Raw genomic sequence first — 25,561 nt, forward strand, 5'->3', positions numbered from 1 at the left:
GTGTGACTAATTTTCTCTCTTTTTATGTAATGAAAGACCTGTCAGTAATAGCAGACCACCAAAGAGTGCGGTGATAGCTCTTTTTTCTCCTGTATTAGGCAGAGTTTTACTACGTGCTACACGACTATAAGAAAGTGAACCATCTGCATTCTGACGAATACCTGCTCTAGTACTATTGTTAACTAGCGGAACTAAGTTCACGTCATCTGACGGCGAATACCCTGGTCGTTTGTCAGGAAGAGGAGTTGGACTCACATTGAAAGCTTGCTCAGCATCATACTGTGCTTTCAATTTGTTGTAGTAGTCAGTTGCAGCAGTAGCAGTTTGTACAGCTTTTGCAAGGTCAGCTTTAGCAGTGTTAAGTTCATCTGCTGCAGCTTTCTCAGCTTCTACAAGTGTTTCTAGTTTAGCTTTAGCGGCATCAAGGAGTGGGCCAGCGTTTTTGTAAGAGTTGAGCAAGTTTTGTGCTTTGTCAATTCCAGCTTTCAACTCAACAACTTTTGCACTAGCAGCATTGTATTTAGCTTGTGCAGCATCGACAGCAGCAAGTTTGTCAGCAGCGTTTGCTTTTAGTTCATCAAGTTGTTGACGTTTTGCTGTGAGATTAGCAGTGATGTCATTCACAGATTGAGTGAGATTTGCAACAGTTTCAGCAGCTTTAGCTTCATTCGCTGTAGCTTTTGTAAGATCGTCATTTGCTTTTGTTTGAGCAGCTTTTGCATTGCTCAATGTTTGTTTAGCTTGTGTGACTTTAGCTTTTGCAAGAGCAAGTGCTGAACCATCTTTCAAACTATTGAGCTTCACAGTCGCATCGTCAAACTCTGACTGAGCAGCATCGACAGCAGCCTTTGCAGCACTTTGTGCTTGTTTAGCTGTGTTCAACTGCACTTGAGCGGTTGTAAGTTCGTCTTTAGCTGTCGCAAGTTGAGCTTTTGCAGCGTCTTTGTCGGAGATGATCAACTCACTCATCAATTTGTTGTCGTCCTTGTAAACTGCGGCATCGATGTACAGTGAATACAGATAAGGTGATTTCGCTGTAGGTGCAATCGTCACAATCGGTGTCTCTGTTAACTTATCAGGGTCCGGATCTGTAGAACGAACAATCGTTGGCAGAATCGTGAGTGTGTGACCGTGGTTTGCATCGCCATCTCTGAACATCATCAAATTAATAGCCTTATTGATGTCTAATTTTAAGTTGCCGAGCGTACTAGCTACTCGACTCGGGGCCAACGCTTGCAATCCAACATTGATGCCATGTTGATCGTAGACTGAGTCATTGAGCTCTGTGTGGTGCGTACGACTTGTGTCAGGCCATTTATTTTGGACATGTGCAGACATCATACGTGAGAGTGCGAGCGTTGACGTCGTCATTGTCATACGTCTAGTGCGGATACGAGGGCCTGTATGGTTTTTGTTGAGTAATTCTTCAATCTGTTCGGCATAGGCATTAATTGTATTGATGTAGAACTGCGTTACGTCAATCAGATCTTCGTCAGATAAATTGCGGACGTCGATTGCTTTGTTCCAATCTTCTAATGGAATGTTGTCTTTGAAACGATCACGGACTTTCGCATCCAGAAGCGGCTCTTCACTCTTTAACCACGATGTCTGACCGGGCTCAAGTCCAGTCGTATACTTCAACCACGAACCATACGCTTTACTCAGTGGTTCACGTGAAGTAGTTGAAGTAAACACTGCGTCATACCAATCTTGTGTCAATTGAATTGTTTGACCAACATTCGGGTGAGACACACGGTCGACTGTTGCTTGGAGTTGAGTTACTTTTGCTTGAGCTGTATTCACAGTTTGTTGTTTGGCTGCAACGTCATTGTTAGCAGCTTTTTCTGTGTCTTTGGCAGCATCAAGTGATTGTTTCTTTGCATTAACATCTGTTTCAGCTTGAGCAATTGCTTCAGCTTTGTCAGACTCAGCTTGAGCAGCGTCTTGTTCAGCAGCTTCAGCCTTAGTAACTGCGTCCTCAGCACTTGTCACTGCTTTGTCAGCATTTGCCATCGCAGTTTCTGCGTCAGATTTTGCTTGTGCAGCAGTTGACTGTGCTTGTTTAGCACTGTTGAGATTTGTTTTAGTATCATTCAATGTAGTTTCATCTGCTTTAATGTCAGTTTCAACATCATTGATTTGTTTTACATGAGGTGCAGCAGCATCTTTTGCGGCATCAAGTTCAGACTGAGCAACTGTTTTGTCTTGTTCTGCTTGACTGAGTTCCTCAGTTTTTGTTGTGACCTCAGCTTCAACATCAGCAATTTTCTCTGGTGTAGCTTCATTGACAATCGCTTGAGCAGCAGCAACCTCAATTTCAGCTTTAGTGACATCTTCTTGAGCTTGTGAGTGTTTTTGTTCAGCGTCATTCACAGCTGTTTGTGCTTTGTCAGCAGCATCAGAAGCTTGCTGAGCAGCGTTGGCTGCATCATCGACTTGAGATTTTGTGACCTCTGTGTGAAGTTTTGCAGCAGATGTTTCAGTAGACGTGGGCTGTGTTGCCACCTCATCTGCTTGAACAGCATTTCCGACTGACGTGACTGTTGCGGCAAGTGCAAGTGCAGATGCTGCTTTAATTGTATTTTTCATTTTGAACTCCTTTTTTGATTAGTAGTGAATAGGACCCGAAAATCTCAGTTCTTTTATCCGCTTATCAATTTGATAGTCTTTGTATAATTTTGTAATCGTTTCAGTAGATGAACTATCTGTCTGAAAGCGCACACTTTTTTGCGCATTATATTTAGGAGAATGTACAGAGTAAGCTGAAAGAATTTTGTTGTCAGAACCGCCTGCAACTCCTACAATATATTTAATCTTTTCTATCCTATCTTTACGGATATACCAATCTCCTAATGTTCTAGATTTAAGATTATTGTCATCTTTATTCTCATAAGTATAATTTTTTGATTCGTCGTTATCCAATTCAGATTCAGTGATAATCTTAACATATAGTATTTCAGGTTCGTCAGGAAATTGAAAATACTCATTAGATTCATGTCCGTATTGTTCGGTTATCATTCTATCTCGCTTTCTTTAATAATCTTTACTTATCAAAGTATACCAAATCAAATGTTCACATCATGCACACTTTAAATAAAAAATAGATAAATTTTAAAAAATATAATCAACTCAAAAAAAGCTAGTCTGTTTGGACTAGTTTTCTTTGTTATAGAGGTTTAGAGTCTGCTGTAATTCTTCTTGAATAGCAGTTTGTATATGTTTTGGAGAAATGACTTTTACTTGTTTTCCTTGCATTAGTAACCACATTTTTAAACCATAACCGTCATTGGTTTCTAATACAATACGAGTAACCGTCTGTCCGTTTTCAATACGTTGTGATTCAATCCGATGATTGGGGAAGCGGTCAAGGACATAGACAGGGTCATAATAAAAATCAATCGTTAGCGTAACGTGTTTGCCAAAGAAAGCAAAGACACCTGTCCGATTGGCCAATTCGCTTGCTTCAAAGCGCTGATTATGAGGGAGCGTTTTGCCTTTGTCTAACAGTTTGATATTTTCCATGTTATTGATGCGGAATTTATTAAGAGTTTCTAAGTTAATACCGTCTTCACTACTGTGGTTTGCGGTTGCAATATAGAAATACATATCACTAAAAAAGACCATTTCAATCATTTTTTCAAATTGTTGCGTCACAAAATTTTTCGTATACGTAAAGGAAATCCGGCGTTGCTCTGAGATAGCCTGTAGAATCACGATTAGTTTATCCCACATACTTTGATTAGGAACACCTTTATAAAAGGTCAGTTCATTCTTGAGTAGAGTTTGATAGGCAAAATCATTTGGTATTAAAATGTGGAGTATGTCTTGTAAGTTTTCTTTGTTAAAGGCTCGACTGCCGATCAAAATTTTTACAATCGCTAGTAGCTGATGGTCTTCTAGTAAAGAAAGATTTGCGAATCCAGCTTGAGTCAGTATCTTTTTATTTAGTCGGTAGCTGCCTTTTGCTGGTTGATAGATAATCTCCTCATCCTGTAAATCAACAAAATGACTCAGAGTCAGTCTGAGGGCCCGTATATCTCGCTGAATAGAAGCACCAGATACATTATACTTCTCCATCAGCTCTTTTTTTGTTATTTCTTGATGTTGTAGAAGATAAATAAATAGTTCTAATAGTCGCTCGTTTGCTTGCATTTTTATAATCCTTCTTAAATTATTAAATATTATAATCTATTTTTAGCATGTAGACAAATCCTTTTTAATGTGATAGGATATTGAACAGTATTTTAAAAAATGAAATGGGATAATTTATGGTACGAAAACAGCTAGTCGTCTATGGTTTATTAGGATTTTCAAAAGATTTACTGATGTCTTTTTCAGGTGGTTTGCTCATGCTCTATTTGACCGATAGCTTAACAATTGCAACCACATTGGTTGGCGGAATCCTCTTTTTTAATCGCTTATTTGATGCATTTAATGATTTGCTGGCAGCTTATCTGTTAGATAGATTTTCAAAATATCTAAAGACCTGGTATCTTATTGGTATAATTACCTCTGCCATCATTTTTATTGCTTTATTTTCTGTTCATGCTTATGTGCCGAAGTCAGTTATAGTTGTTGCTGTTTGTATTTTGTACGTTTTATTAGATATTTGTTATACAGTAATGGACGTTAGTTATTGGTCGTTACTACCTAGGCTCTCTACCAATGATGATGTGCGTGCAAAGTTATCGACCGTTGCTACTTTTTTCTCAAGTTTCGCAGCCTTGATTTGTTTTACTTTAGCTCTCCCTTTATTGCATTTTTTCGGGGGGGGGGGGGTGAAAGTGGGTTTTCTCACTTAGCAATCGCTTTAGCTAGCTTTATTGCTCTCCTTGTTTTGCTTACCTATCCATATCTGTCAGTTCCTGAATCAATTGAAATAAAAGAAAAAGATACGTTGCCTATAGCGAAAATCCTCCGAATTATTTTTCACAATCGACTTTTTTTGCTGTATGCTCTATATTTCTTTTTCTTCCAGTTTTCCTTTGAATGGATGAATGCCTATAATATTTATTATTTCAAATACAGTATTAACCAAGAATATTTCTATTCCATCTATGCTGTCACTATTTTGGCTCAAATGTTTGGTGCTAGTCTTTATCCGAAGTTTAATCGTTTACTTTCCAAAATGTCTATCTTTTACCTTTCTGGTTTTTTAAGTATTTTGGGAATGCTAGGCTTATTCACATTTGGACAAACCCATGCTGATAATATTCCACTGATGTTTTTCGCAGCATCTGTCAAACAGCTTGGTTCAGGTCTTTTCATGGTAACAGTAACACATGATTTAGCTTTCGTTATTGAAGTTAGTAAATCAGAGTCAGGTAAACGTTACCCTGCTATTTTGACCTCAGCCAAGCTATTGTTAGCAAAATTTACCACCGCTTTAACGGGCTTGGGGATTGGTTTTGGCTTGCATTTAGCTGGTTATGTGGGTAATCATCAGCAAACACCTCAAACTGCACTGCTGATTAGTCTACAGGCATTTGGTATCCCCATTCTTCTCGTTATGATTAGTATGATTTGCTATCGGAAATTTAGCACTCTTTCTAGTGAATAATAAAAAGGGCTTCTTTCACAGTAGAAGTCCTTTCATTTATGTATTCATCAGTCGTCTATCATTATAAAATTTGGTTCAAATTGGTTCAAATAACAGGAATTGCTATCCCATTTCATCAATAAATATACTAATTTTATTCAATAAAAAGGGGCTTTTCTGTATAAAAACGGATGAAGATGTATAAAATATATGCGTTTAACTCTCTTTGAATTAACCAAGATACGAGAGCGTTTGACACGAGGACACTCGTTTTATTTCCCACCTTCCCCAGTCTATTCTTAGACTGGGGAAGCAGTTCTTTCTTGTTTTAAGGGAACAGGCTAAAAACCTCCACTGGGGCTTTTTACTCAGCAAGGTGAATGAACGACGTTAGAATTTGATTTTTGACGAGTATTAATACATTAAACGCCCTGTCAATAAGGGCGTTTTAATTATTTATAGGCGTATGATATTGTTTTTTTGACTGCTGTCTGAGATGTGCTATAATAAGAGCATGAAAAATAGAATGAATGAACTTGTAACACAGCTTAATCAGTATGCAGATGCCTATTATCGTTTGGATAGTCCGCTTATTTCAGACGCGGAATATGACAAGCTATACCGCGACTTAGTTGAACTAGAGACTGCCCATCCTGACTTGGTCTTACCAAATAGTCCCAGTCACCGTGTGGGAGGTAAGGTCTTGGAGGGATTCAGCAAATACCAGCACCAGTATCCCTTGTATAGTTTACAGGACGCTTTTTCTTTTGAAGAATTAGGGGCATTTGACCGCCGTGTCCGCAAGGAATTTCCCAATGTGACCTATATCTGCGAATTAAAAATTGATGGCTTATCGATTTCTCTAACCTATGAAGCAGGGCACTTGGTCGTGGGAGCGACCCGTGGTGATGGAAGTATTGGCGAAAATATCACCGAAAACCTCAAGAGAGTGCAGGATATTCCGCTGACCCTACCAGAGCCTCTAGACATCACTGTTCGTGGGGAGTGTTACATGCCCAAGGCTTCATTTGGCAGGGTGAACCAGATTCGCCAAGAAGCAGGTGAGGTCGAATTTGCCAATCCTCGAAATGCGGCAGCAGGAACCCTGCGCCAATTGGATACGCGAATCGTTGCCAAACGTGGTCTAGCAACGTTTTTGTACCAAGAAGCTAGTCCGACAGAAGCGGACAGACAGTCCCACGTACTGGAAAAATTGACCAAACTTGGATTTGTTACCAATCAGGACTACTATTTGGCAGACACGATGGAAGATGTCTGGCAGTTTATTGAAGACTTGGCTGGCCGCAGAGAAGCCCTGCCTTATGAGATTGACGGTGTGGTAATTAAGGTCAATAACTTAGCAATCCAAGAAGAATTGGGCTTTACGGTCAAGGCGCCACGCTGGGCCATCGCTTACAAATTCCCCGCTGAAGAAAAAGAGGCTGAGATTTTATCGGTCGATTGGACAGTAGGTCGGACGGGAGTTGTGACCCCAACGGCTAATCTGACCCCTATTCAGTTAGCAGGAACGACAGTGAGTCGTGCGACCTTGCACAATGTGGACTACATTGCTGAAAAAGACATTCGCCTGCATGATACAGTGATCGTTTATAAGGCAGGCGATATTATTCCAGCAGTCCTATCGGTGGTGGCAGCAAAACGCAAGCAACAAGAGCCCATGGACATTCCGACAGTCTGTCCAAGTTGTGGTAGCTCCCTGCTTCATTATGAAGATGAGGTTGCCCTGCGTTGTATCAATCCCCTGTGCCCTGCTCAACTCAAGAGTAAATTGGAGCATTTTGCCAGTCGAGATGCTATGAATATTGCGGGGTTAGGGAGTTCGATTGTTGAAAAACTCTTTTCAGCCAATCTGGTGCAAGATGTGGCAGATATTTATCGCCTGTCAGTTGAGGAGTTACTAACCTTGGAAGGCTTCAAGGAAAAATCTGCTACTAAACTGTATCAGGCCATTCAAGCTTCAAAAGAAAACTCAGCAGAGCGACTTTTGGTTGGCTTGGGAATCCGCCATGTCGGTAGTAAGGCTAGCAAGGTTCTCCTTGAGACATTTAGGACCATTCCAAGGCTTGCTGAGGCTAGCCTTGAGGAAATTGCAGCCTTAGATGGTGTGGGAACGGTGATTGCCCAATCGCTAACGACTTATTTTAGTAGCGAGGGAGCTAAGACCCTGGTGGCAGAATTGGAAGCCTCAGGCGTTACCCTGTCCTATCTCGGTCAGGTAGCAGCAGCTGATGCCCTCTTAGCTGGTATGACCATTGTTTTAACAGGGAAGTTGGAGCGCCTCAAGCGAAGTGAAGCCAAGGCAAAATTAGAGAGCTTGGGAGCCCATGTAACAGGTTCCGTTTCTAAAAAAACAGACCTCGTGGTAGCGGGTAGTGATGCAGGAAGTAAGTTGGCCAAGGCTCAAGACTTAGGCATTGAAGTACGAGATGAAGCTTGGCTAGAAAGTCTATAGGTACACATATGGAACAAAGAAAACGCGCACGATTGATTTATAATCCTGTTTCTGGGCAGGAAATCATGAAGAAAAATGTGGCAGAAGTCTTGGATATTTTAGAAGGTTTTGGGTATGAAACCTCGGCCTTTCAAACAAGTCCTGAAAAAGACTCAGCTAAAAATGAAGCGACTAGGTCAGCTCAGGCAGGGTTTGATTTGATTATTGCAGCAGGTGGTGACGGGACGATCAACGAGGTCGTAAATGGTATTGCCTTTCTTTCAGAACGTCCGCAAATGGCGATTATCCCGACTGGAACGACCAATGACTACGCCCGTGCCTTGAAGATTCCACGGGGCAATCCGATTGAAGCTGCCAAGGTGATTGGAAAACAGCAGACCGTTCTCATGGACATCGGTCTTGCTAAAAATCAAGCAGCTGGCGAGAGCTATTTTATCAATATTGCAGCAGCTGGAACCTTGACAGAATTGACCTACAGTGTTCCAAGCCAGCTCAAGACTATTTTTGGCTATCTGGCCTATGTCGTAAAAGGGGCGGAATTACTGCCTCGGGTTCAATTTACGCCAGTTCGTGTGACCCATGACGAGGGAGTATTTGAAGGGAAAATCTCGATGATTTTCGTTGCTCTGACCAATTCAATCGGTGGTTTTGAACAAATTGTTCCAGATGCCAAGTTAGACGATGGCATGTTTACCCTGATTATGGTGAAGACGGGAAATCTTTTTGAAATTTTGCATCTCATTCGGTTAGTGATAGACGGAGGTAAGCATGTCGATAGCGATAAGATTGAGTATATCAAGACGCGCCAACTAAGCGTCGAATCCCTAGATAGTAGCAATCGCATGATGTTGAACCTTGACGGTGAGTACGGAGGAGATGCTCCTGTCGAGTTGATGAATCTTGCCAACCATATCGAATTTTTCGCAGACACGGACAAGGTGGCAGATGAAGCTATCACCCTTGATACAGACGATATGAGTCGAGAAGATATGGCCAAACGCTTTATCGAGGAAGCAGACCATTTGGAAGGGACAATATAAATAGGAAGAAAAGATATTCAGTCTTTTCTTTTTTCTAGACACTCCTTTTTGAAAAAACGCTTTCAAATCTGTCTTTCCTTGACAAAAGCATTTTTTAGGAGTATGCTATCATGGTATAAAAATTTTAAAGGAGAATTAAAAAATGGATGTATCTGCATTAGCTTTAGGTATTGCCTGTTTGGGTGTTAGTGTTGGTGAGGGACTCTTGGTTGCGAGCTACTTAAGCTCAACAGCACGTCAGCCTGAACTACAAAGCAAACTAATGACAGGGGTATTCATGGGCGTTGCCTTTATCGAGGGAACTTTCTTCGTAACCCTTGCGATGACATTGTTCTTGCGTGGATAAGGAATGCCTCAGAATCATTAGAAAGGGGGAGTAATCGTGGAAGGAAGTGCAGCTCCAACTATTACTCTAGGTCCTGTAACCTTTGATGTCACCATGGTCATTGTCACAATGGTAACCATTACCATTATATTTTTACTTGTATTTTGGGCAAGTCGCAATATGACATTGAAGCCAAAAGGAAAGCAAAATGTTTTGGAATATGTCTATGAGCTGACGATCAACTTTACCAAGGGAAATTTGGGTGATGCAGAGTCAAAAAGATATGCTCTTTATTTCTTTGTTCTCTTCCTGTTCCTCTTGGTAGCCAACAACCTCGGCTTGATGACCAAGTTGGAGTCATCAGAAGGGATCAATTTTTGGACATCTCCAACTTCCAACATGGCCTATGATTTCGGCTTAGCCATTATGGCGGTTGTATTCTGCCATGTAGAGGGAATTCGTCGTCAGGGATTGAAAGGCTATTTAAAAGCATTTGTCACTCCTTGGGCTATGGCTCCGATGAATATTTTGGAAGAAGTGACCAACGTAGCTTCTCTCGCACTCCGTTTGTATGGGAATATCTTTGCTGGTGAAATTCTAGTGACCCTCTTGGTACAGATGTCGCAAAAAAGTGCACTTGCTTATCCAATCGCCTTCCTACTGAATGTTATCTGGACTGGCTTTTCAGTCTTTATTTCCTGCTTGCAAGCCTACGTGTTTGTCATGCTGGTTTCGATGTATTTGAATAAGAAAATTCAACGTGAAGGTGAATAGGAAAGGATTAGGATTCATGATGACAGGACTAAGTATAAACAGTACCATGCTTGGTAATTTTATTCTAGTAACGGCTTCGTTTGCTGTATTGATTGTGGCGATTCGCTTGTTTGCTTGGGATAAGATTACAGGTATTTTTGAAGAACGTGCTGCTAAAATTTCAGCTGATATTGACGCTGCTGAAGAAAAGTTGACAGCAGCCTCAACCCTTGTGGAACAAAGAGAGCAAGAGTTGGCACAAGGTCGCGTAGAAGGGCAAAAGATTGTTCAGGATGCGGTTGAACGGGCAAAATTAGAGAAAAAACGCATTTTAGAACAAGCTGAAATTGAAATTGAAGCCTTGAAAAAGAAAGTAGATTTGGAAATTGAAGCTGAGAAACGTGAAGCCCAAGAGAAATTGCATATTCAAGTGGCAGACTTGGCCGTTGATTTGGCCAGCAAAATTATCTTGGAGGACTTGGATCAGCAGGCGCATAGCGAGTTGATTAACCGCTATATTGATAGGCTAGGAGAAGAATAATGAATGTTAGAGAAACTGCCTTAGTGCACAAATATGCTCAATCATTCGTTGATAAGGTATACGATCGCGAGGATGTCTGGGCGATTTATGACCAAATTTCAGCTATTCTCACGGTGATTCATGATAGTAAATTAAATCGAATTCTCTTATCTGCAACGGTTTCTCAAGCTGAAAAGGCAGACTTTATCCATGCCATTCGTCAATCCACCTATCGCGAAGTCAATGATTTGATTGAAGCTGTAGCGCGCGATGGTCATGCTGATTTGCTCGTTGAGACACTAGAAGCAACCCTGATCTTGATTAGCAAGAGCAAGCAGGAGTTTGATGCGCATGTCGTGTCTGTTTACCCATTAACAGATGAACAAAAAGGAAGGGTGCGTCAGCTAGTGGAGAGCCGTTTTTCATTGAAAGTTCGCAATATTGTACAAGAAATTGACAGGGACGTACTTGGTGGTTTTGTCGTTACGGTCAATCACAAGGTCATTGATGCCAGCGTGCGGACGCAATTGAAAGAAATTCGAAATAGACTTTAGAAAATAGAAAGTGGTGTTCTTTTGGTGATTAATGCACAAGAAATTAGCGCTTTACTAAAACAACAAATTGAAGGGTTTCAGCCTGATTTTGACTACACAGAGACAGGGGTCGTGACCTATATCGGTGACGGAATCGCTCGTGCCCATGGTCTGGATAATGCCATGAGTGGAGAACTCCTCATCTTTGAAAATGGCACGATTGGAATGGCTCAGAATTTGGAAACAGTTGACGTGGGGATCATCATCTTGGGTCCCTTTACGGACATTCGTGAGGGTTCTGTCGTTCGCCGTACAGGAAAAATCATGGAGGTTCCAGTTGGTCAAGGCTTGATTGGTCGCGTGGTCAATCCTCTGGGACAGCCTGTTGATGGACTCGGTGACATTCGAACCAATAAAACGAGACCAATCGAGTATCCTGCTCCGGGGGTCATGCAACGGAAATCCGTGAACGAACCTCTACAAACAGGTTTGAAAGCGATCGATGCTCTCGTGCCAATCGGTCGTGGTCAGCGGGAGTTGATTATCGGTGATCGTCAGACAGGGAAAACATCGATTGCGATTGATACAATCTTGAACCAGAAGGATCAGGACATGATTTGTATCTATGTGGCAATCGGACAGAAAGAGTCAACTGTGCGTACTCAGGTTGAAACGCTTCGTCAGTACGGGGCACTCGATTATACCATTGTGGTAACAGCTTCTGCTTCTCAGCCGTCGCCTTTGCTTTTCTTAGCACCCTATGCAGGTGTTGCTATGGCAGAAGAGTTCATGTATGAAGGCAAGCATGTCTTGATTGTCTATGATGATTTGTCCAAACAAGCGGTCGCTTACCGTGAGCTATCCTTATTGCTTCGTCGTCCACCGGGGCGTGAAGCCTATCCAGGGGATGTCTTTTACTTACACAGTCGCTTACTAGAGCGATCTGCAAAAGTGTCAGATGAGCTGGGCGGTGGCTCAATTACAGCTCTGCCATTCATCGAAACACAGGCAGGGGATATTTCAGCCTATATTGCAACCAATGTGATTTCGATTACAGACGGACAAATTTTCTTGAAAGATGATTTGTTCAATTCAGGGATTCGTCCAGCGATTGACGCAGGTTCTTCCGTATCCCGTGTCGGTGGTTCAGCCCAAATCAAGGCCATGAAAAAAGTCGCGGGAACGCTACGGATTGACCTTGCCTCCTACCGTGAACTAGAAGCCTTTACCCAGTTTGGTTCGGACCTAGATGCGGCCACACAGGCTAAGTTAAACCGCGGACGTCGGACGGTTGAAGTCTTGAAACAACCGCTTCATAAGCCATTGCCAGTTGAAAAACAGGTCTTGATTCTCTACGCTTTGACAAATGGTTTCTTGGACTCTGTCCCAATTGATGATATTTTAACCTTTGAAGAAGAACTCTATGCTTACTTTGACTTGCACCATGACGGTCTTTTGGATGCGATTCGCAGGACAAAAGATTTGCCAGATACAGACGAATTGAATGCTGCTATTCAGGAATTCAAAAATCAGTCTGTCTTTCAGTAAAGGAGAAGGGTTATGGCAGGTTCTCTCAATGAAATAAAAACAAAAATTGCCTCTACCAAGAAAACCAGTCAAATCACAGGTGCTATGCAGATGGTATCGGCTGCCAAACTAGCCAAGTCAGAGCAGTTGGCCAAGTCTTTCCAAATTTACGCTAGCAAGGTTCGGAAAATCACTACCGACTTGCTTCGCGGGGAATTGATGGAAGGCTCAACCAATCCGATGTTGATTCGCCGTCCGATTCAAAAATCGGGCTACATCGTGATTACCTCTGACAGTGGCCTAAAAGGCAGCTACAATGCCATGATTTTAAAAGCTGTTATGGAAATGATTGAACAAGATCATGCAAGTAAGGCTGAGTATGAAATCATTGCGATTGGTGGAATGGGTGCAGATTTCTTTCGGGCGCGTGGAATTCAACCCATCTTTGAATTACGTGGCTTAGCCGATAATCCAAGTTTCGATGATGTTCAGAAAATCATTTCAAAATCAGTTGAGATGTATAAGAATGAAATCTTTGACGAACTGTATGTCTGCTACAATCACCATATCAATAGTTTGAGCCGTCAAGTTCGTGTGCAGCAGATGTTGCCAGTAGAAGACTTGGATCACAATGAGGCAGATGGCTATACTGCAACCTTTGAACTAGAGCCAAGTCGAGAAGCGATTTTGGGGCAACTCTTGACCCAGTACGCAGAATCAACGATTTACGGTGCGATTTTGGATGCAAAAACTGCTGAAAATGCAGCAGGGATGATTGCTATGCAGACAGCGACAGACAATGCCAAGGCCGTGATTGATGACTTGACTATTCGCTATAATCGCGCCCGTCAGGCAGCTATTACGCAGGAAATTACGGAAATCGTTGCAGGAGCAAGCGCTCTAGAATAGCTACAGGTAGGCAAAGAACGTTTTACACGAGCCTAGAAATTGGAGAGCGAGGATAAATCTCATTGGTTGCAAGGCAACCTGCTTTGATTTCCTATTTTGCCGTAGCTGTTGCAGGCTATGCCTGCTTTACAGATACGGATACTCTTGAGTACACTTTGTGCTTTTAACGCTCTCACATCTTGTGTAATTGAATTCGGGCTAAAAGCTCAGAAAAAAGATAGGCAGCTGTTCCGGCTTTAGCCGATTACAGCTGGGAATCCCCTTGGGGATAAATACTCCTAGCTCCAAAGGTATACTATACCTTTGGAGGTGAGAGATAGGAGTTTGCCTTGCAAACTCTCATCTAGCTTCTGCGTCGTATTTCCTATTTTTCATTCGCTTTTTTACGCCCTCATATCTTAATAAAGGAGAAAAAATGAGTTCAGGCAAAATTACTCAGGTGGTTGGTCCAGTCGTTGATGTGGCATTTTCGGCTGATGCTAAACTCCCTGAGATTAACAACGCACTTGTCGTTTATAAGAACGATGAATCAAAACAAAAGGTCGTGCTTGAAGTTGCTTTGGAGCTAGGTGATGGTGTCGTTCGTACCATTGCTATGGAGTCTACAGACGGCTTGACTCGTGGAATAGAAGTGCTAGACACTGGTCGTCCTATTTCGGTTCCTGTCGGAAAAGAGACCTTGGGTCGTGTCTTCAATGTCCTAGGGGACACCATTGACTTGGAAGCACCATTTGACGAGGCAGTAGAACGCCAGCCGATTCATAAAAAAGCTCCTACATTTGATGAATTGTCGACCGCGACAGAAATTTTAGAAACAGGAATTAAAGTCATTGACCTTTTGGCCCCTTATTTGAAAGGTGGGAAGGTCGGACTCTTTGGTGGTGCGGGAGTTGGTAAAACCGTCCTTATCCAAGAATTGATTCACAACATCGCTCAAGAACACGGTGGCATTTCGGTATTTACTGGTGTTGGAGAGCGGACACGTGAAGGAAATGACCTTTACTGGGAAATGAAAGAATCTGGTGTTATTGAAAAGACTGCCATGGTTTTCGGTCAGATGAATGAGCCACCGGGAGCTCGGATGCGGGTTGCTTTGACTGGTTTGACCATTGCAGAATACTTCCGTGATGTCGAAGGTCAGGATGTGCTCTTGTTTATCGATAATATCTTTCGTTTTACGCAGGCTGGTTCAGAAGTATCTGCCCTCTTGGGACGAATGCCATCAGCCGTAGGGTACCAGCCTACCCTAGCAACGGAAATGGGGCAATTACAGGAGCGGATTACCTCCACAAAGAAAGGTTCTGTAACTTCTATCCAAGCGATTTACGTTCCCGCGGATGATTACACAGACCCAGCGCCAGCAACAGCCTTTGCGCATTTGGATTCGACAACCAACTTAGAGCGGAAATTGACCCAGTTGGGAATTTATCCAGCCGTGGATCCGCTGGCTTCTAGCTCTCGTGCCTTGGCACCTGAAATCGTTGGTGAAGAACACTATGCGGTTGCAATGGAAGTCAAACGCGTACTGCAACGTTACCAAGAATTGCAGGATATCATTGCAATCTTGGGAATGGATGAATTGTCTGAAGAGGAAAAGACCTTGGTTGGTCGTGCTCGTCGGATTCAATTCTTCTTATCCCAAAACTTCAATGTTGCGGAGCAATTTACGGGCATGCCAGGTTCTTATGTACCTGTTGCTGAGACTGTGCGTGGCTTTAAGGAAATCTTGGATGGTAAGCATGACAAGTTACCAGAAGATGCCTTCCGTAATGTGGGTTCCATTGATGATGTGCTTGCCAAGGCAGCCAAAATGGGATTTTAGAGGTGTTTTATGGCACAAATGACAGTACAAATTGTAACGCCAGACGGTATTCGTTATGATCACCATGCGGCTTTCGTACTGGTTCGGACGACAGAAGGTGAGCTGGGGATTTATCCAGGGCACGTCGAATTGATTGCCGTTTTGGCCATTGATGAAATCAAGGTTCGTCGGATTGATGATGAGAATCATGTAGACTGGATTGCGGTCAATGGTGGGATTATTGAAATCTCGAAAGATTTGATTACCATTGTTTCAGATTCAGCCGAGCGTGCACGCGATATTGATGTTAGCCGTGCGGAGCGTGCGAAACTTCGTGCTGAAAAAGCCTTGGAAGAAGCACAAAGCGTCCACAATATTGACATGGAAAAACGAGCGGCCATTGCCTTGCAACGCGCGATCAATCGCATCCGCGTTGGGAATAAATAAGAGTAGAATCGCTACTCAAGATACAGATAATGAGAGGTTAGGAGATATTCTAGCCTCTTTTTGCCCTCGTCGTCAAACTACGACATTTTTCAAATTTTTGGTATAATAGAAACATGGTTTTATCATTCGTAACGATTTGTAGTCATCTCCTGTTCATCTACTTGGTCCACCATTTGCTACTATCAGTAGTGGATTGGTCGAAGTGGTTAAAGGGGACGGCGGACAATCAGAAACATATTCAACTCTTTATGCTCTTTTTGGCGATTGCCTTGGGCTACTTGGTATCGGCTTTCTTTTTGGATCTTTTATCCATCGGTCGAAACATAGCGGAAGTCTTTCGCTAGGACTATTATACTCAGAGAAAATCAAAAATGGACGCTCGTCAACTATATGGAGATAGTGGAAGATGGGAAATGGGATTAGCGTAGCTAATTTCCTCGCACAGTATCATTTTGGCTTTCAAGAGTCTTATACATGTATTTAGACTTGTTGCGAAAAGACAGTCTATTAGAAAATAGAATTAAAGGAACGATCAATGGATAAAATTATTGTCAGAGGTGGAAAGACGCGTCTGGAAGGTCAAGTGGTTATTGAAGGGGCTAAGAATGCAGTATTGCCCTTGTTAGCGGCTACTATTCTAGCCAGTGAAGGGCAGTCACGACTATCGAATGTCCCCATCTTATCAGATGTCTTTACCATGAATCATGTGGTGAGCGGTTTAGGTGCCAGCGTTGCCTTTCACCAAGAGGAAAATGAGATTATCGTTGATGCCAGAGGGGATCTTGGTAGCGAAGCGCCCTATAAGTATGTCAATCAAATGCGGGCTTCTATCGTCGTGCTAGGGCCAATCTTAGCACGCAATGGCTACGCTAAGGTATCTATGCCCGGTGGCTGTACTATTGGTAGTCGACCGATTGACTTACATTTAAAAGGTCTGGAAGCCATGGGTGCCAGCATTCATCAGCGGGCTGGTTATATTGAAGCGCGTGCAGAGCGTTTGCAAGGGGCTCATCTCTATATGGATTTTCCAAGTGTAGGGGCCACGCAGAACTTGATGATGGCAGCAACTCTGGCTGAGGGGACGACCGTGATTGAAAATGCAGCGCGTGAGCCAGAAATTGTTGATTTGGCTATTTTCCTAAACAAAATGGGCGCAAGAGTGAAGGGGGCAGGTACGGAGACGATTACGATTAAAGGCGTTTCTGTACTACATGGTGCTAATCACCAAGTCGTTCAAGACCGTATTGAGGCAGGAACCTTTATGGTGGCAGCTGCCATGACTGGTGGGAATGTCTTGATCAAGGATGCCATTTGGGAGCACAATCGTCCCCTAATTTCTAAAATGCAGGAAATGGGGGTTGAAGTGATTGAGGAAGATGAGGGGATTCATATCCGTTCGTCGGTTGAGAAATTGAAACCTGTAACGGTTAAAACGTTGCCCCATCCAGGATTTCCAACGGATATGCAGGCTCAATTTACAGCCCTTATGGCAGTAGCTAAGGGGGAATCAACCATGATTGAGACGGTGTTTGAGAATCGTTTCCAACATTTGGAAGAATTGCGCCGTATGGATTTGCACTCTGATATTCTGCGTGATACCGCGATTATCACAGGTGGAAATCCCCTTCAAGGAGCAGAAGTCATGTCAACGGATTTGAGAGCTAGTGCTGCCTTGATTCTGACAGGATTAGTGGCAGAAGGAGTCACGACCGTAGGGAAGTTAACTCATCTCGATCGTGGCTACTATCGTTTCCATGAAAAGCTGGCAGCTCTAGGAGCGGATATTGAACGCATCAAAGGAGAAGACTGATGGATCAGAAAGAAAGTCTACGTTTTGTTGGTAATCAATTATTGTTGATTCTTTTTGTTGTTCTATTAGCCCTTATTCTGTTTGCAATTGGCTTAATGGTTGGCTACGGTGTCATTGGTGATGGCGATAATATTTGGGCGATTTTATCGGCGGACAAATGGCAGGAATTGATTGGCAAATTTACAGGAAAGTAGGAGTATCCTACTTTTTTCAATAGGAGAACAATGGTAAGGAAAAAAACGAAAAAACAGAGCGTTGGCATTAGTCTGGCTAGTTTTCTAGCTACACTGTTACTGGTTGCGGGAGGATATGTTGTCACAGAGCCACCTGTTCCAGTTTCAAATGAACAAGTAGCAAGAATCAGCGATAATGGTCTAGCCCCTTCAGAGGCCTTGGCGAGCTCAGTTCTGACTGACACGGTGCGAAAGCAGTTAGGGACAGATGTTGTTCTATAATGGAGCAGGTGCCTTTATTGTCAACGGAAATCGGACCAATCTCGATGCTTCTGTAGCGAGTAAGCCCTATGCGGAGAATAAGACCAAGGCTGCGCAGGGCAAGATTGTTCCAACGGTAGGGAATGCTCTGTTAAGCAAGGCCACGCGTCAGTATCAAAAGCGGAAAGAGACAGGAAATGGCACCACCAGCTGGAAACCTGCTGGCTGGCATCAGGTAAAAATGTTGGAAGGTGAGTACAATCATGCTGTTGACAGGGGGCATGTACTGGCCTACTCCTTAGTTGGAGGTTTAAAAGGCTACGATGCTTCGACTAGCAATCCCAAGAATATCGCTGTTCAGACAGCTTGGGCCAATCAAGCCAATCGTCAAGATGCGACAGGGCAGAACTATTTTGAAACGCAGGTACGTAGAGCCTTGGATCAAAACAAACGGGTGCGGTATCGTGTAACCCTGATGTATCAATCCGCAGAGGACTTGGTACCTGTCGGCAGTCATTTGGAAGCAAAAGCAACGGACGGAAGTTTGGAGTTCAATGTCTTTGTCCCCAATGTGCAAAGTGGCTTAAAGATTGACTATTATAGCGGGCAGATTCAACTTACCCAGTAGGAGATGTGATGATTGAGATTGAAGAAAACCTACGCCTAGAGCGGAGACGACCGACAGACAAGGAAGCACTCATATGGTATCAGGATGAAGACTTAGTCTACTTAGTGGACGGAGTGAGAGAAGCCTATAGTCTAGAAAAACTACGGCGCATGTACGCCTATCTAGATCGAGTGGGAGAGTTGTATACCATTGAAGTAGCAGAAAATGGCGTTTGGAAAGCCATTGGAGACGTGACCTTTTCTCCTGATAATCTACCGATTGTGATTGGGGATTCATCTTATCGCGGGCAAGGTATCGGAAAAAAGGTGATTCAGGCATTGATTGCAGAAGCACGGAAACGCGGCTATCCTGCTCTTTGTGTTCGAGAAATTTATCGAGAAAATAAAGCGTCTCAAAAGTGTTTTACAGCTTGTGGCTTTAAAGGAAACGCAGCAACTGCACAGGGTTATTCCTATCGGCTGGAGCTATAATGTATAAAAATAGGTAGGAGGAATAAAAAAGTCCTCCTACCTATTTTTATAATAATCAGATGAATTCTGGCTGTTTTTACAAAATGTGCCGATTTTTGCGAAAAAAACCAAAAAATCGTTGACAAAACATCAGATGAATTATACAATGAAGATACAACAAAAGCGCTTTCAAAAAATGTTGTAGAATCATTACAGAAAACAGGAGATTTTCACATGGATAAAACAGTTGAACAAAGAACAGCTGATGTTACCTATAACCGTGCGAAATTGTGGCAGATTATTTTATTTGCGATGAACAATACCTCAACCAATATTTATCTGGTTGCGTTCAGCTTTGTGACCTATTTTTCAACGGGGGTCCTTGGTTTAGCAGTGCTCTTTGTGAGTCAGTTAATGGGCTATATTCGAATTTTTGATGGCTTTATTGACCCAGCAATTGGTGTCTTAATTGATAAAACCGATACAAGGTTCGGGAAATATCGCCCCATTTTGGTCTTGGGAAATATCATCACCGCCCTATCATTTGTGCTTTTATTCAATATTCATCATTTTGGAAGTGCAATGACCATGCCTTTGTTTATCCTTGCATTGATCGTTCATAAGATTGGTTATTCAATGCAACAGACGGTTACTAAAGCAGGGCAAACAGCCCTTACCAATGATCCCAAGCAACGTCCGATGTTTAATGTCGTAGACGGTATTATGTCGGCAATCTTGTTCTCAGGAAGCCAAATTGTTATCTCGAGTTTCCTTGTACCCAAGCATGGTGGCTTTACAGAAAGTTTCTTTACAGAATTGATGATCGGTGTCATCGTTATTTCAGCAATCTTAGCAGTCCTCTCGGTAGTTGGGATTTGGCAAAAGGATAATAAGAAGTTCTTTGGTCTTGGGGAGGAAAAGACACAAAAAACCAGTCTCAAAGATTATTGGAAAGTGATTAAGGGCAACCGTCCCTTGCAAGTCTTATCTATTTCAGCAGCCTTTGTAAAATTTATTGCCCAACTCTTCCTTGATTCGGTTGTGATTGTCATGTTGTTTGGCGTCCTGTTTGGAAACTATGCTCTTTCAGGAGCCATCTCAGGTATGATGATTATTCCAAATATTTTAATCATCGTAGCAGCTGCGAGCATTGCACGGAAAAAAGGCTTGCGCAGAGCCTATGTGGTTTCCTTGCAAATTGGTATTGTCGCCATGCTCCTATTGGGTGTCTTGCTTCATTTCGGTGATAGTGGCTCTCTGGATTTGGTGAATTGGAATCTATACAGCCTTGCCTTTGTCGTCCTCTATGCCCTGCGCTACTTTGCGACTGCCCCTTCAAGTTTAGTTTTAACCATGGGGGCTGATATTTCCGACTATGAAACTTCTGTTTCGGGTCGCTACGTATCAGGAATGATTGGAACGATTTTCTCTTTGACAGACTCGATTGCTTCTTCATTTGCGCCAATGGTAGTAGGATTTGTCTTAGCAGGAATTGGCTTTGCCAAGGAATACCCAACTGCTGAAACACCGCTTACTCCAGCCTTAAAAGGCGCTATTATTGCCTTGCTCGTCCTTATTCCAACAGTGATGCTGGTGATTTCGTTGGTCTTGATGAAATTCTATCAACTCGATCAAGTAGCAATGGCACAGGTACAGGAAAAAATCCATGTCATGAAGGCGGCAAAAGATGAAGAACGCGTCAAAGCGATTGCGAAAAATGTGCCTCTGTCCGATATGGACTATGTAGATGTCACACAATACGGGGTTGAGGAATAAGCCCCAACACCAAGTAGTGGTGATCGGACAATCGGCTCTCTCGGTCGATAAGGGTTCGAGTGAGGGATTAAGGATTCAATCTTTGGACGATTGCACCTGTTTAAATGAGCGAAAGCGTAAAACGTAACGAGGTTGGGTCAGTCTCCCAGCCTCTATTCCTATAGGAGGTGATAGAAGAAATGAAAAAAATCATCGGTTTAGGAGAGATATTGCTACGCTTATCTCCTCCCAACTACCAGACCATAGTCCAAGCCAGTCACCTTGAGTGTCAATTTGGTGGTTCAGAATTGAATGTTTTAGCGACCTTGGCACAGCTAGGTCATGCCACATCCTTGATTTCAGCCATTCCGGATACGGAAGTCGGAAAAATGGCAGAGCATTTTCTGTTTGCCCGTCAAATCTGTCAAGATTACATTATCAAACGTGCTGGGCGTTTGGGCTTGTATTACTACCAGAAGGGTTTTTCAGTCCGAGCAAGTCAGGTCATTTATGATCGGGATTTCTCATCCTTTTCTCAATCACGCTACAAAGATTATCCCTTAGAAGGTGTCTTTGATCAGGTGGACTGGTTTCATGTGAGTGGTATTACTGCAGCACTGAATGAAGAAACCTATGAGTTGACCTACCGCCTTATGTCCTTGGCAAGAGAAAAAGGGGTCAAGGTATCCTTGGATTTAAATTATCGAGCAAGCCTGTGGACTTCCTTTCAAGAAGCTCGTGAGAGATTAGCTCCCTTAGTACAGCTGGCCAATGTTTGTATCGGCTTAGAGCCTATTTTGCTATTAGATGAACAGGGGCGTGATCTAAAGGATGTTGTGCAGTTGAAACGCCCGTATCAAGACAGGGCTGCCTTGTTAACAGTACTAGAGGCGCTCAATGAGCGCTACCAGCTTGATGCGATTGCCTTTACTCAAAGAGAAATGGGCTATTCTAATGAATACCAGTTAAAGGCATTTTTATATCAAGAGGGAATTCTCTACGAAACAGAGACAGAGACCATTCAGGTCTTAGATAGAGTTGGAACTGGCGATGCCTTTACAGCGGGCATTATTCATGGCTGTGTAAAGGGACTAGCCAGTCAAACAGTATTAGAGATTGCCATGGCAAGCTTTGTCTTTAAACATACCATTGAGGGAGATGTCAATGTGATAACACCGTCTGATATTGAAGGCTTGCTAGCGCATGACTCTCATGAAATCAAACGCTAATACAGCATTCACTTTAAAACAGGTTTTTAGAGACTATAAAACCAAAACGATGATGAATAACCAATAGAAAGAAGGGAAACAATGTTATATCCAATCAATACAAAAACAAGAACAGTTCAGAGTTTGAACGGTATTTGGCGCTTCAAACAGGGAAATCATGAACCGCAAACAGTCCTAAACACCAAAGAGGTCATGGTCGTGCCAACCTCTTTCAACGATGTGGTGGTAGATAAGGGCAAACGTGCCTATATTGGCGATAGCTGGTATGAAACGGATTGTGTGCTTCCGAGAGTGGGAAGTCGGGAAGAAGTGGTTGTGCGCTTTGGCTCTGTGACCCACCATGCGACGGTCTATGTAAATGGAGTGGTTCTTGGGCAACACAAGGGTGGTTTTACCCCGTTTGAGTTCGTCCTTCCAGCAGCACTCTATCAGGAAGAAAGTATCCGTCTAACGGTCTGTGTCAATAATGAATTAAACTATACCACTCTCCCGGTTGGAAACTATGTCAAAGAAGACGGATCAATTCATAAAAAAGTGCTGGAAAATTTTGACTTTTATAATTATGCAGGTATTCATCGAAACGTGCATCTCTATACACGTCCGAAAAACCATATTCAAGACATTGTGATTACTAGCCAGTTATCAGATGATTTGTCAGAGGCACGCTTAGAGGTTAAAGTGGAAAGTACCGAAGTAGCCGATACCGTTCGTATTCAGATTTTTGATGAAGAAAACCAGTTAGTCGGCGAACTCGAAAACGGACAAATGACGTTGAAACAGCCACGTCTTTGGGAAGTGTTGGATGCCTATCTCTATACTGCCCGTGTAGAATTATGGGCAGCGGGAGAGCTACTAGATACCTATACAGAGCCGTTTGGTATCCGTAGTGTAGAGGTTAAAAATGGACAATTTTTCATCAACCATAAACCATTTTATTTCAAGGGATTTGGTAAGCACGAAGATACCTATATCAATGGACGAGGATTGAACGAAGCAGCTAATCTCATGGACTTGAACCTTCTAAAAGACATCGGAGCCAACTCCTTTAGAACCTCGCACTATCCTTACTCTGAAGAAATGATGCGTTTAGCAGACCGCATGGGAATCGTTGTGGTTGATGAGGTTCCCGCAGTGGGCTTGTTCCAGCAATTCAGTGCAGCATTGGATTTAATTGGAGGAGGAGAACAGCAGAAGAATACCTGGGAGGTCATGCAGACAAGGGCTGCTCATGAGCAAGTCATTGATGAGTTGATTAAGCGGGATAAGAATCACCCGTCGGTTGTCATGTGGGTAGTAGCAAATGAGCCGGCCAGTCATGAAAAAGGAGCCAGAGCCTATTTTAAACCCTTGATTGAACGCGTGAGGGATACAGATCCGCAGCACCGTCCTGTGACACTCGTTAATATTATGATGGCAACACCTGATAAGGATGAGGTAATGGACTTGGTTGATGTCATTTCCTTGAATCGCTACTATGGTTGGTATGTGCACCACGGAGATTTGAAAAAGGCAGCAGAGGGTCTGAGCGAGGAATTACATCAGTGGCAGACCTTGTATCCAGACAAACCAATCTTGATAACCGAATACGGAGCAGATACCTTACCAGGTTTACAGTCCATGTGGGACATTCCTTATACAGAAGGGTATCAAGTGGATTACTATGAAATGAGCCACCGTGTCTTTGATACCATTCCGAATTTAGTTGGAGAACAAGTCTGGAATTTTGCAGATTTTGAGACCAATGTCATGCTGATTCGGGTCAAGGGAAATCATAAAGGTCTCTTCTCACGAAATCGTGAGCCAAAACAAGTCGTCCGCGAATTTAAAAAACGCTGGAATGCCATTCCTAACTACCATTATAAGTCAAAATAAGCTATAATGATGAAGAGAGTAATCTTTTCTAAGGAGGCGTGGGATGTCAAAACCCTTGGTTGAAAAAACGGCAGACCGTTTAGTAGAGTTGATTTTGGAACGTGGCTATGCTGTCGGAGATAAGCTACCCAATGAGTATGAGTTGGCTCAAGATTTGGAAGTTGGGCGTTCAACGATTCGAGAAGCTGTTCGGAGCTTAGCGACGCGTAATATCTTAGAGGTACGTCAGGGATCGGGAACCTATATTAGCTCTAAAAAGGGAGTTTCCGAGGATCCGCTCGGTTTTTCCCTCGTTCGCGATCGGATCAAATTAACGACAGATTTGTTTGAATTGCGCTACCTGCTGGAGCCTCGTATCGCAGAGCGAGTGGCTCAGTTTGCGTCGGACGAGGATATTGCACGTCTGGAAGAAATCGTCGATGCAATTGAGGATGCGGTTCATCGTGGGGATGATGCCCACTTGGAACTCGATGTCCAGTTTCACAGCATGTTGGCAGAAATGAGTGGCAATATCGCCATGACCAGCTTAGTGCCCGTCATCAACCAGTCTATTCATCTGATCAATGAGAACTATACAAATCGTCAGATGAAATCAGATAGTCTAAAAGCACATCGCAATATTTTAACAGCCATCAAACAACGGCATCCATTAGGAGCGTATGACAGTATGTTAGCTCACATAGTTTCCGTCAGACAGAGTGTTTTGACGGAATGGTTTGATAAAGACTTAACCATGCATGGTTTAACTGCAAAGGAAAAATAATCGTAAAAAGATATACCTTCAAAAAAATTTTTGAAGGTATATCTTATTTTTTAATGCTTTTTCTTGACAAATCATCAGATGAATTATATACTGTAACTATAGTGATAGCGTTTTCTAAAGAAGGGAGAAACTATGTTACAACGCTTAAAAGAAAATTATTTTTTCGCAGTTATTCGCGGAAAAGACCAGAATGACGCGCTTGAGATTGCACGGCATGCTATTCTCGGTGGGATTAAAAATATTGAAATTACCTTTTCAACTCCCAATGCAGCTCAGGTGATAGAGGATTTAGTCCAAGAGTTCTCAGATGATTTGGCGGTCATTGTTGGTGCAGGTACCGTCATGTCGACTGATTTGGCACAAAAAGCCATTGAGGCAGGAGCCAAGTTTTTGGTTAGCCCACATTTCTCACCAGCGATTCAAGAACTGGCAGAGCAGCACGGAGTTTTCTATTTCCCAGGGTGTGCAACCGCAACGGAAATTGTAGCAGCTCAGGCAGCAGGGTGTCCGATTATTAAACTGTTCCCCGGAGGGGTCTTGGGACCGAATTTTATCAAAGATATTCATGGTCCGATTCCGGGAGTTCAGTTGATGCCGTCAGGTGGCGTTTCAATCGCTAATGTTGCAGCCTGGAAAAAAGCCGGTGCTTGTGCGGTTGGGATTGGTTCAGCCCTTGCGAGCAGAGTAGCTGAAGCTGGTTATAGGAGTGTGACAGAGATTGCCCAGTCCTTTGTCACAGCAGTGGAGGGATGAT

Annotated in this window: 24 protein-coding genes and 1 pseudogene; 22 read left to right on the plus strand and 3 right to left on the minus strand. The window is 42.9% G+C overall.

Annotated elements, in window-relative coordinates; translation table 11 throughout:
* Window positions 1-6 precede the first annotated feature (6 nt).
* The 3 genes from E4T82_RS07965 to E4T82_RS07975 form a co-directional block, all read right to left on the minus strand.
* Window positions 7-2,589 (minus strand): SEC10/PgrA surface exclusion domain-containing protein, encoded by a 2,583-nt coding sequence (locus E4T82_RS07965; protein WP_135182342.1) that lies wholly within the window; start codon window positions 2,587-2,589, stop codon window positions 7-9.
* An 18-nt stretch (window positions 2,590-2,607) separates the two neighbouring features.
* The gene (locus tag E4T82_RS07970; protein WP_135182311.1) at window positions 2,608-3,018 is read right to left on the minus strand and encodes a hypothetical protein; all 411 of its coding nucleotides are present in this window, start codon (window positions 3,016-3,018) and stop codon (window positions 2,608-2,610) included.
* Window positions 3,019-3,153: 135 nt separating this feature from the next.
* The gene (locus tag E4T82_RS07975) at window positions 3,154-4,152 is read right to left on the minus strand and encodes a helix-turn-helix transcriptional regulator (RefSeq protein WP_135182312.1); all 999 of its coding nucleotides are present in this window, start codon (window positions 4,150-4,152) and stop codon (window positions 3,154-3,156) included.
* Between the two features lie 116 nt (window positions 4,153-4,268).
* Between E4T82_RS07975 and E4T82_RS07980 the strand changes: the two genes are divergently transcribed.
* The 22 genes and pseudogenes from E4T82_RS07980 to E4T82_RS08085 all read left to right on the plus strand — a co-directional run bounded on the left by E4T82_RS07980 (window position 4,269) and on the right by E4T82_RS08085 (window position 25,560).
* Window positions 4,269-4,802 carry an MFS transporter gene (locus tag E4T82_RS07980; RefSeq protein ID WP_135182313.1) on the plus strand — a complete coding sequence of 178 codons (534 nt, stop codon included), beginning with the start codon at window positions 4,269-4,271 and terminating at the stop codon, window positions 4,800-4,802.
* Window positions 4,730-5,560: an MFS transporter gene (locus E4T82_RS07985; RefSeq protein ID WP_167753596.1), complete on the plus strand. Its 831-nt coding sequence runs from the start codon at window positions 4,730-4,732 to the stop codon at window positions 5,558-5,560. Before E4T82_RS07980 ends, E4T82_RS07985 begins: the two co-directional genes overlap by 73 nt.
* Before the next feature lie 493 nt (window positions 5,561-6,053).
* A complete protein-coding gene (gene ligA / locus E4T82_RS07990) occupies window positions 6,054-8,012 on the plus strand; it encodes an NAD-dependent DNA ligase LigA (RefSeq protein ID WP_135182315.1) in 1,959 nt (652 codons plus the stop codon).
* Between the two features lie 8 nt (window positions 8,013-8,020).
* Window positions 8,021-9,052: a diacylglycerol kinase family lipid kinase gene (locus tag E4T82_RS07995; protein WP_135182316.1), complete on the plus strand. Its 1,032-nt coding sequence runs from the start codon at window positions 8,021-8,023 to the stop codon at window positions 9,050-9,052.
* Between the two features lie 142 nt (window positions 9,053-9,194).
* Window positions 9,195-9,398, plus strand: coding sequence for a F0F1 ATP synthase subunit C (locus tag E4T82_RS08000; RefSeq protein ID WP_075098920.1), 204 nt, complete (start codon window positions 9,195-9,197; stop codon window positions 9,396-9,398).
* Window positions 9,399-9,434: 36 nt separating this feature from the next.
* The gene (gene atpB / locus E4T82_RS08005; RefSeq protein WP_135182317.1) at window positions 9,435-10,151 is read left to right on the plus strand and encodes a F0F1 ATP synthase subunit A; all 717 of its coding nucleotides are present in this window, start codon (window positions 9,435-9,437) and stop codon (window positions 10,149-10,151) included.
* A 16-nt stretch (window positions 10,152-10,167) separates the two neighbouring features.
* Window positions 10,168-10,671 (plus strand): F0F1 ATP synthase subunit B, encoded by a 504-nt coding sequence (gene atpF, locus E4T82_RS08010; protein WP_135182318.1) that lies wholly within the window; start codon window positions 10,168-10,170, stop codon window positions 10,669-10,671.
* Window positions 10,671-11,204, plus strand: coding sequence for a F0F1 ATP synthase subunit delta (locus E4T82_RS08015; protein WP_135182319.1), 534 nt, complete (start codon window positions 10,671-10,673; stop codon window positions 11,202-11,204). The genes atpF and E4T82_RS08015 overlap by 1 nt, the downstream gene beginning before the upstream one ends.
* Window positions 11,205-11,225: 21 nt before the next feature.
* Window positions 11,226-12,731, plus strand: coding sequence for a F0F1 ATP synthase subunit alpha (gene atpA / locus E4T82_RS08020; protein ID WP_135182320.1), 1,506 nt, complete (start codon window positions 11,226-11,228; stop codon window positions 12,729-12,731).
* A gap of 12 nt (window positions 12,732-12,743) precedes the next feature.
* Window positions 12,744-13,619, plus strand: a complete 876-nt coding sequence (locus E4T82_RS08025; protein ID WP_135182321.1) for a F0F1 ATP synthase subunit gamma — start codon at window positions 12,744-12,746, stop codon at window positions 13,617-13,619.
* Window positions 13,620-14,034: 415 nt separating this feature from the next.
* Window positions 14,035-15,441, plus strand: coding sequence for a F0F1 ATP synthase subunit beta (gene atpD / locus E4T82_RS08030; protein WP_135182322.1), 1,407 nt, complete (start codon window positions 14,035-14,037; stop codon window positions 15,439-15,441).
* Window positions 15,442-15,450: 9 nt separating this feature from the next.
* On the plus strand, window positions 15,451-15,867 hold the full coding sequence (locus tag E4T82_RS08035) for a F0F1 ATP synthase subunit epsilon (RefSeq protein WP_135182323.1): 417 nt from the start codon (window positions 15,451-15,453) through the stop codon (window positions 15,865-15,867).
* A 113-nt stretch (window positions 15,868-15,980) separates the two neighbouring features.
* Window positions 15,981-16,211, plus strand: coding sequence for a DUF1146 family protein (locus E4T82_RS08040; protein ID WP_135182324.1), 231 nt, complete (start codon window positions 15,981-15,983; stop codon window positions 16,209-16,211).
* A gap of 191 nt (window positions 16,212-16,402) precedes the next feature.
* A complete protein-coding gene (gene murA, locus E4T82_RS08045; protein ID WP_135182325.1) occupies window positions 16,403-17,677 on the plus strand; it encodes a UDP-N-acetylglucosamine 1-carboxyvinyltransferase in 1,275 nt (424 codons plus the stop codon).
* The gene (locus E4T82_RS08050; protein ID WP_135182326.1) at window positions 17,677-17,871 is read left to right on the plus strand and encodes a DNA-directed RNA polymerase subunit beta; all 195 of its coding nucleotides are present in this window, start codon (window positions 17,677-17,679) and stop codon (window positions 17,869-17,871) included. The genes murA and E4T82_RS08050 overlap by 1 nt, the downstream gene beginning before the upstream one ends.
* Before the next feature lie 30 nt (window positions 17,872-17,901).
* A pseudogene (locus E4T82_RS08055) lies at window positions 17,902-18,739 on the plus strand (DNA/RNA non-specific endonuclease).
* Between the two features lie 8 nt (window positions 18,740-18,747).
* On the plus strand, window positions 18,748-19,209 hold the full coding sequence (locus E4T82_RS08060) for a GNAT family N-acetyltransferase (protein ID WP_135182327.1): 462 nt from the start codon (window positions 18,748-18,750) through the stop codon (window positions 19,207-19,209).
* 213 nt (window positions 19,210-19,422) lie between these two features.
* A complete protein-coding gene (locus E4T82_RS08065) occupies window positions 19,423-20,964 on the plus strand; it encodes an MFS transporter (protein ID WP_135182328.1) in 1,542 nt (513 codons plus the stop codon).
* 179 nt (window positions 20,965-21,143) lie between these two features.
* Window positions 21,144-22,172, plus strand: a complete 1,029-nt coding sequence (locus tag E4T82_RS08070; protein ID WP_135182329.1) for a sugar kinase — start codon at window positions 21,144-21,146, stop codon at window positions 22,170-22,172.
* A gap of 81 nt (window positions 22,173-22,253) precedes the next feature.
* Window positions 22,254-24,044, plus strand: coding sequence for a beta-glucuronidase (gene uidA / locus E4T82_RS08075; RefSeq protein WP_135182330.1), 1,791 nt, complete (start codon window positions 22,254-22,256; stop codon window positions 24,042-24,044).
* A 43-nt stretch (window positions 24,045-24,087) separates the two neighbouring features.
* Complete coding sequence (locus tag E4T82_RS08080) at window positions 24,088-24,807, plus strand: FadR/GntR family transcriptional regulator (RefSeq protein WP_135182331.1); 720 nt, start codon at window positions 24,088-24,090, stop codon at window positions 24,805-24,807.
* A 132-nt stretch (window positions 24,808-24,939) separates the two neighbouring features.
* Window positions 24,940-25,560, plus strand: coding sequence for a bifunctional 4-hydroxy-2-oxoglutarate aldolase/2-dehydro-3-deoxy-phosphogluconate aldolase (locus tag E4T82_RS08085; RefSeq protein WP_135182332.1), 621 nt, complete (start codon window positions 24,940-24,942; stop codon window positions 25,558-25,560).
* Window position 25,561: the final 1 nt, after the last annotated feature.

This window comes from Streptococcus cuniculi (assembly GCF_004570575.1).
Classification (GTDB): domain Bacteria; phylum Bacillota; class Bacilli; order Lactobacillales; family Streptococcaceae; genus Streptococcus; species Streptococcus cuniculi_A.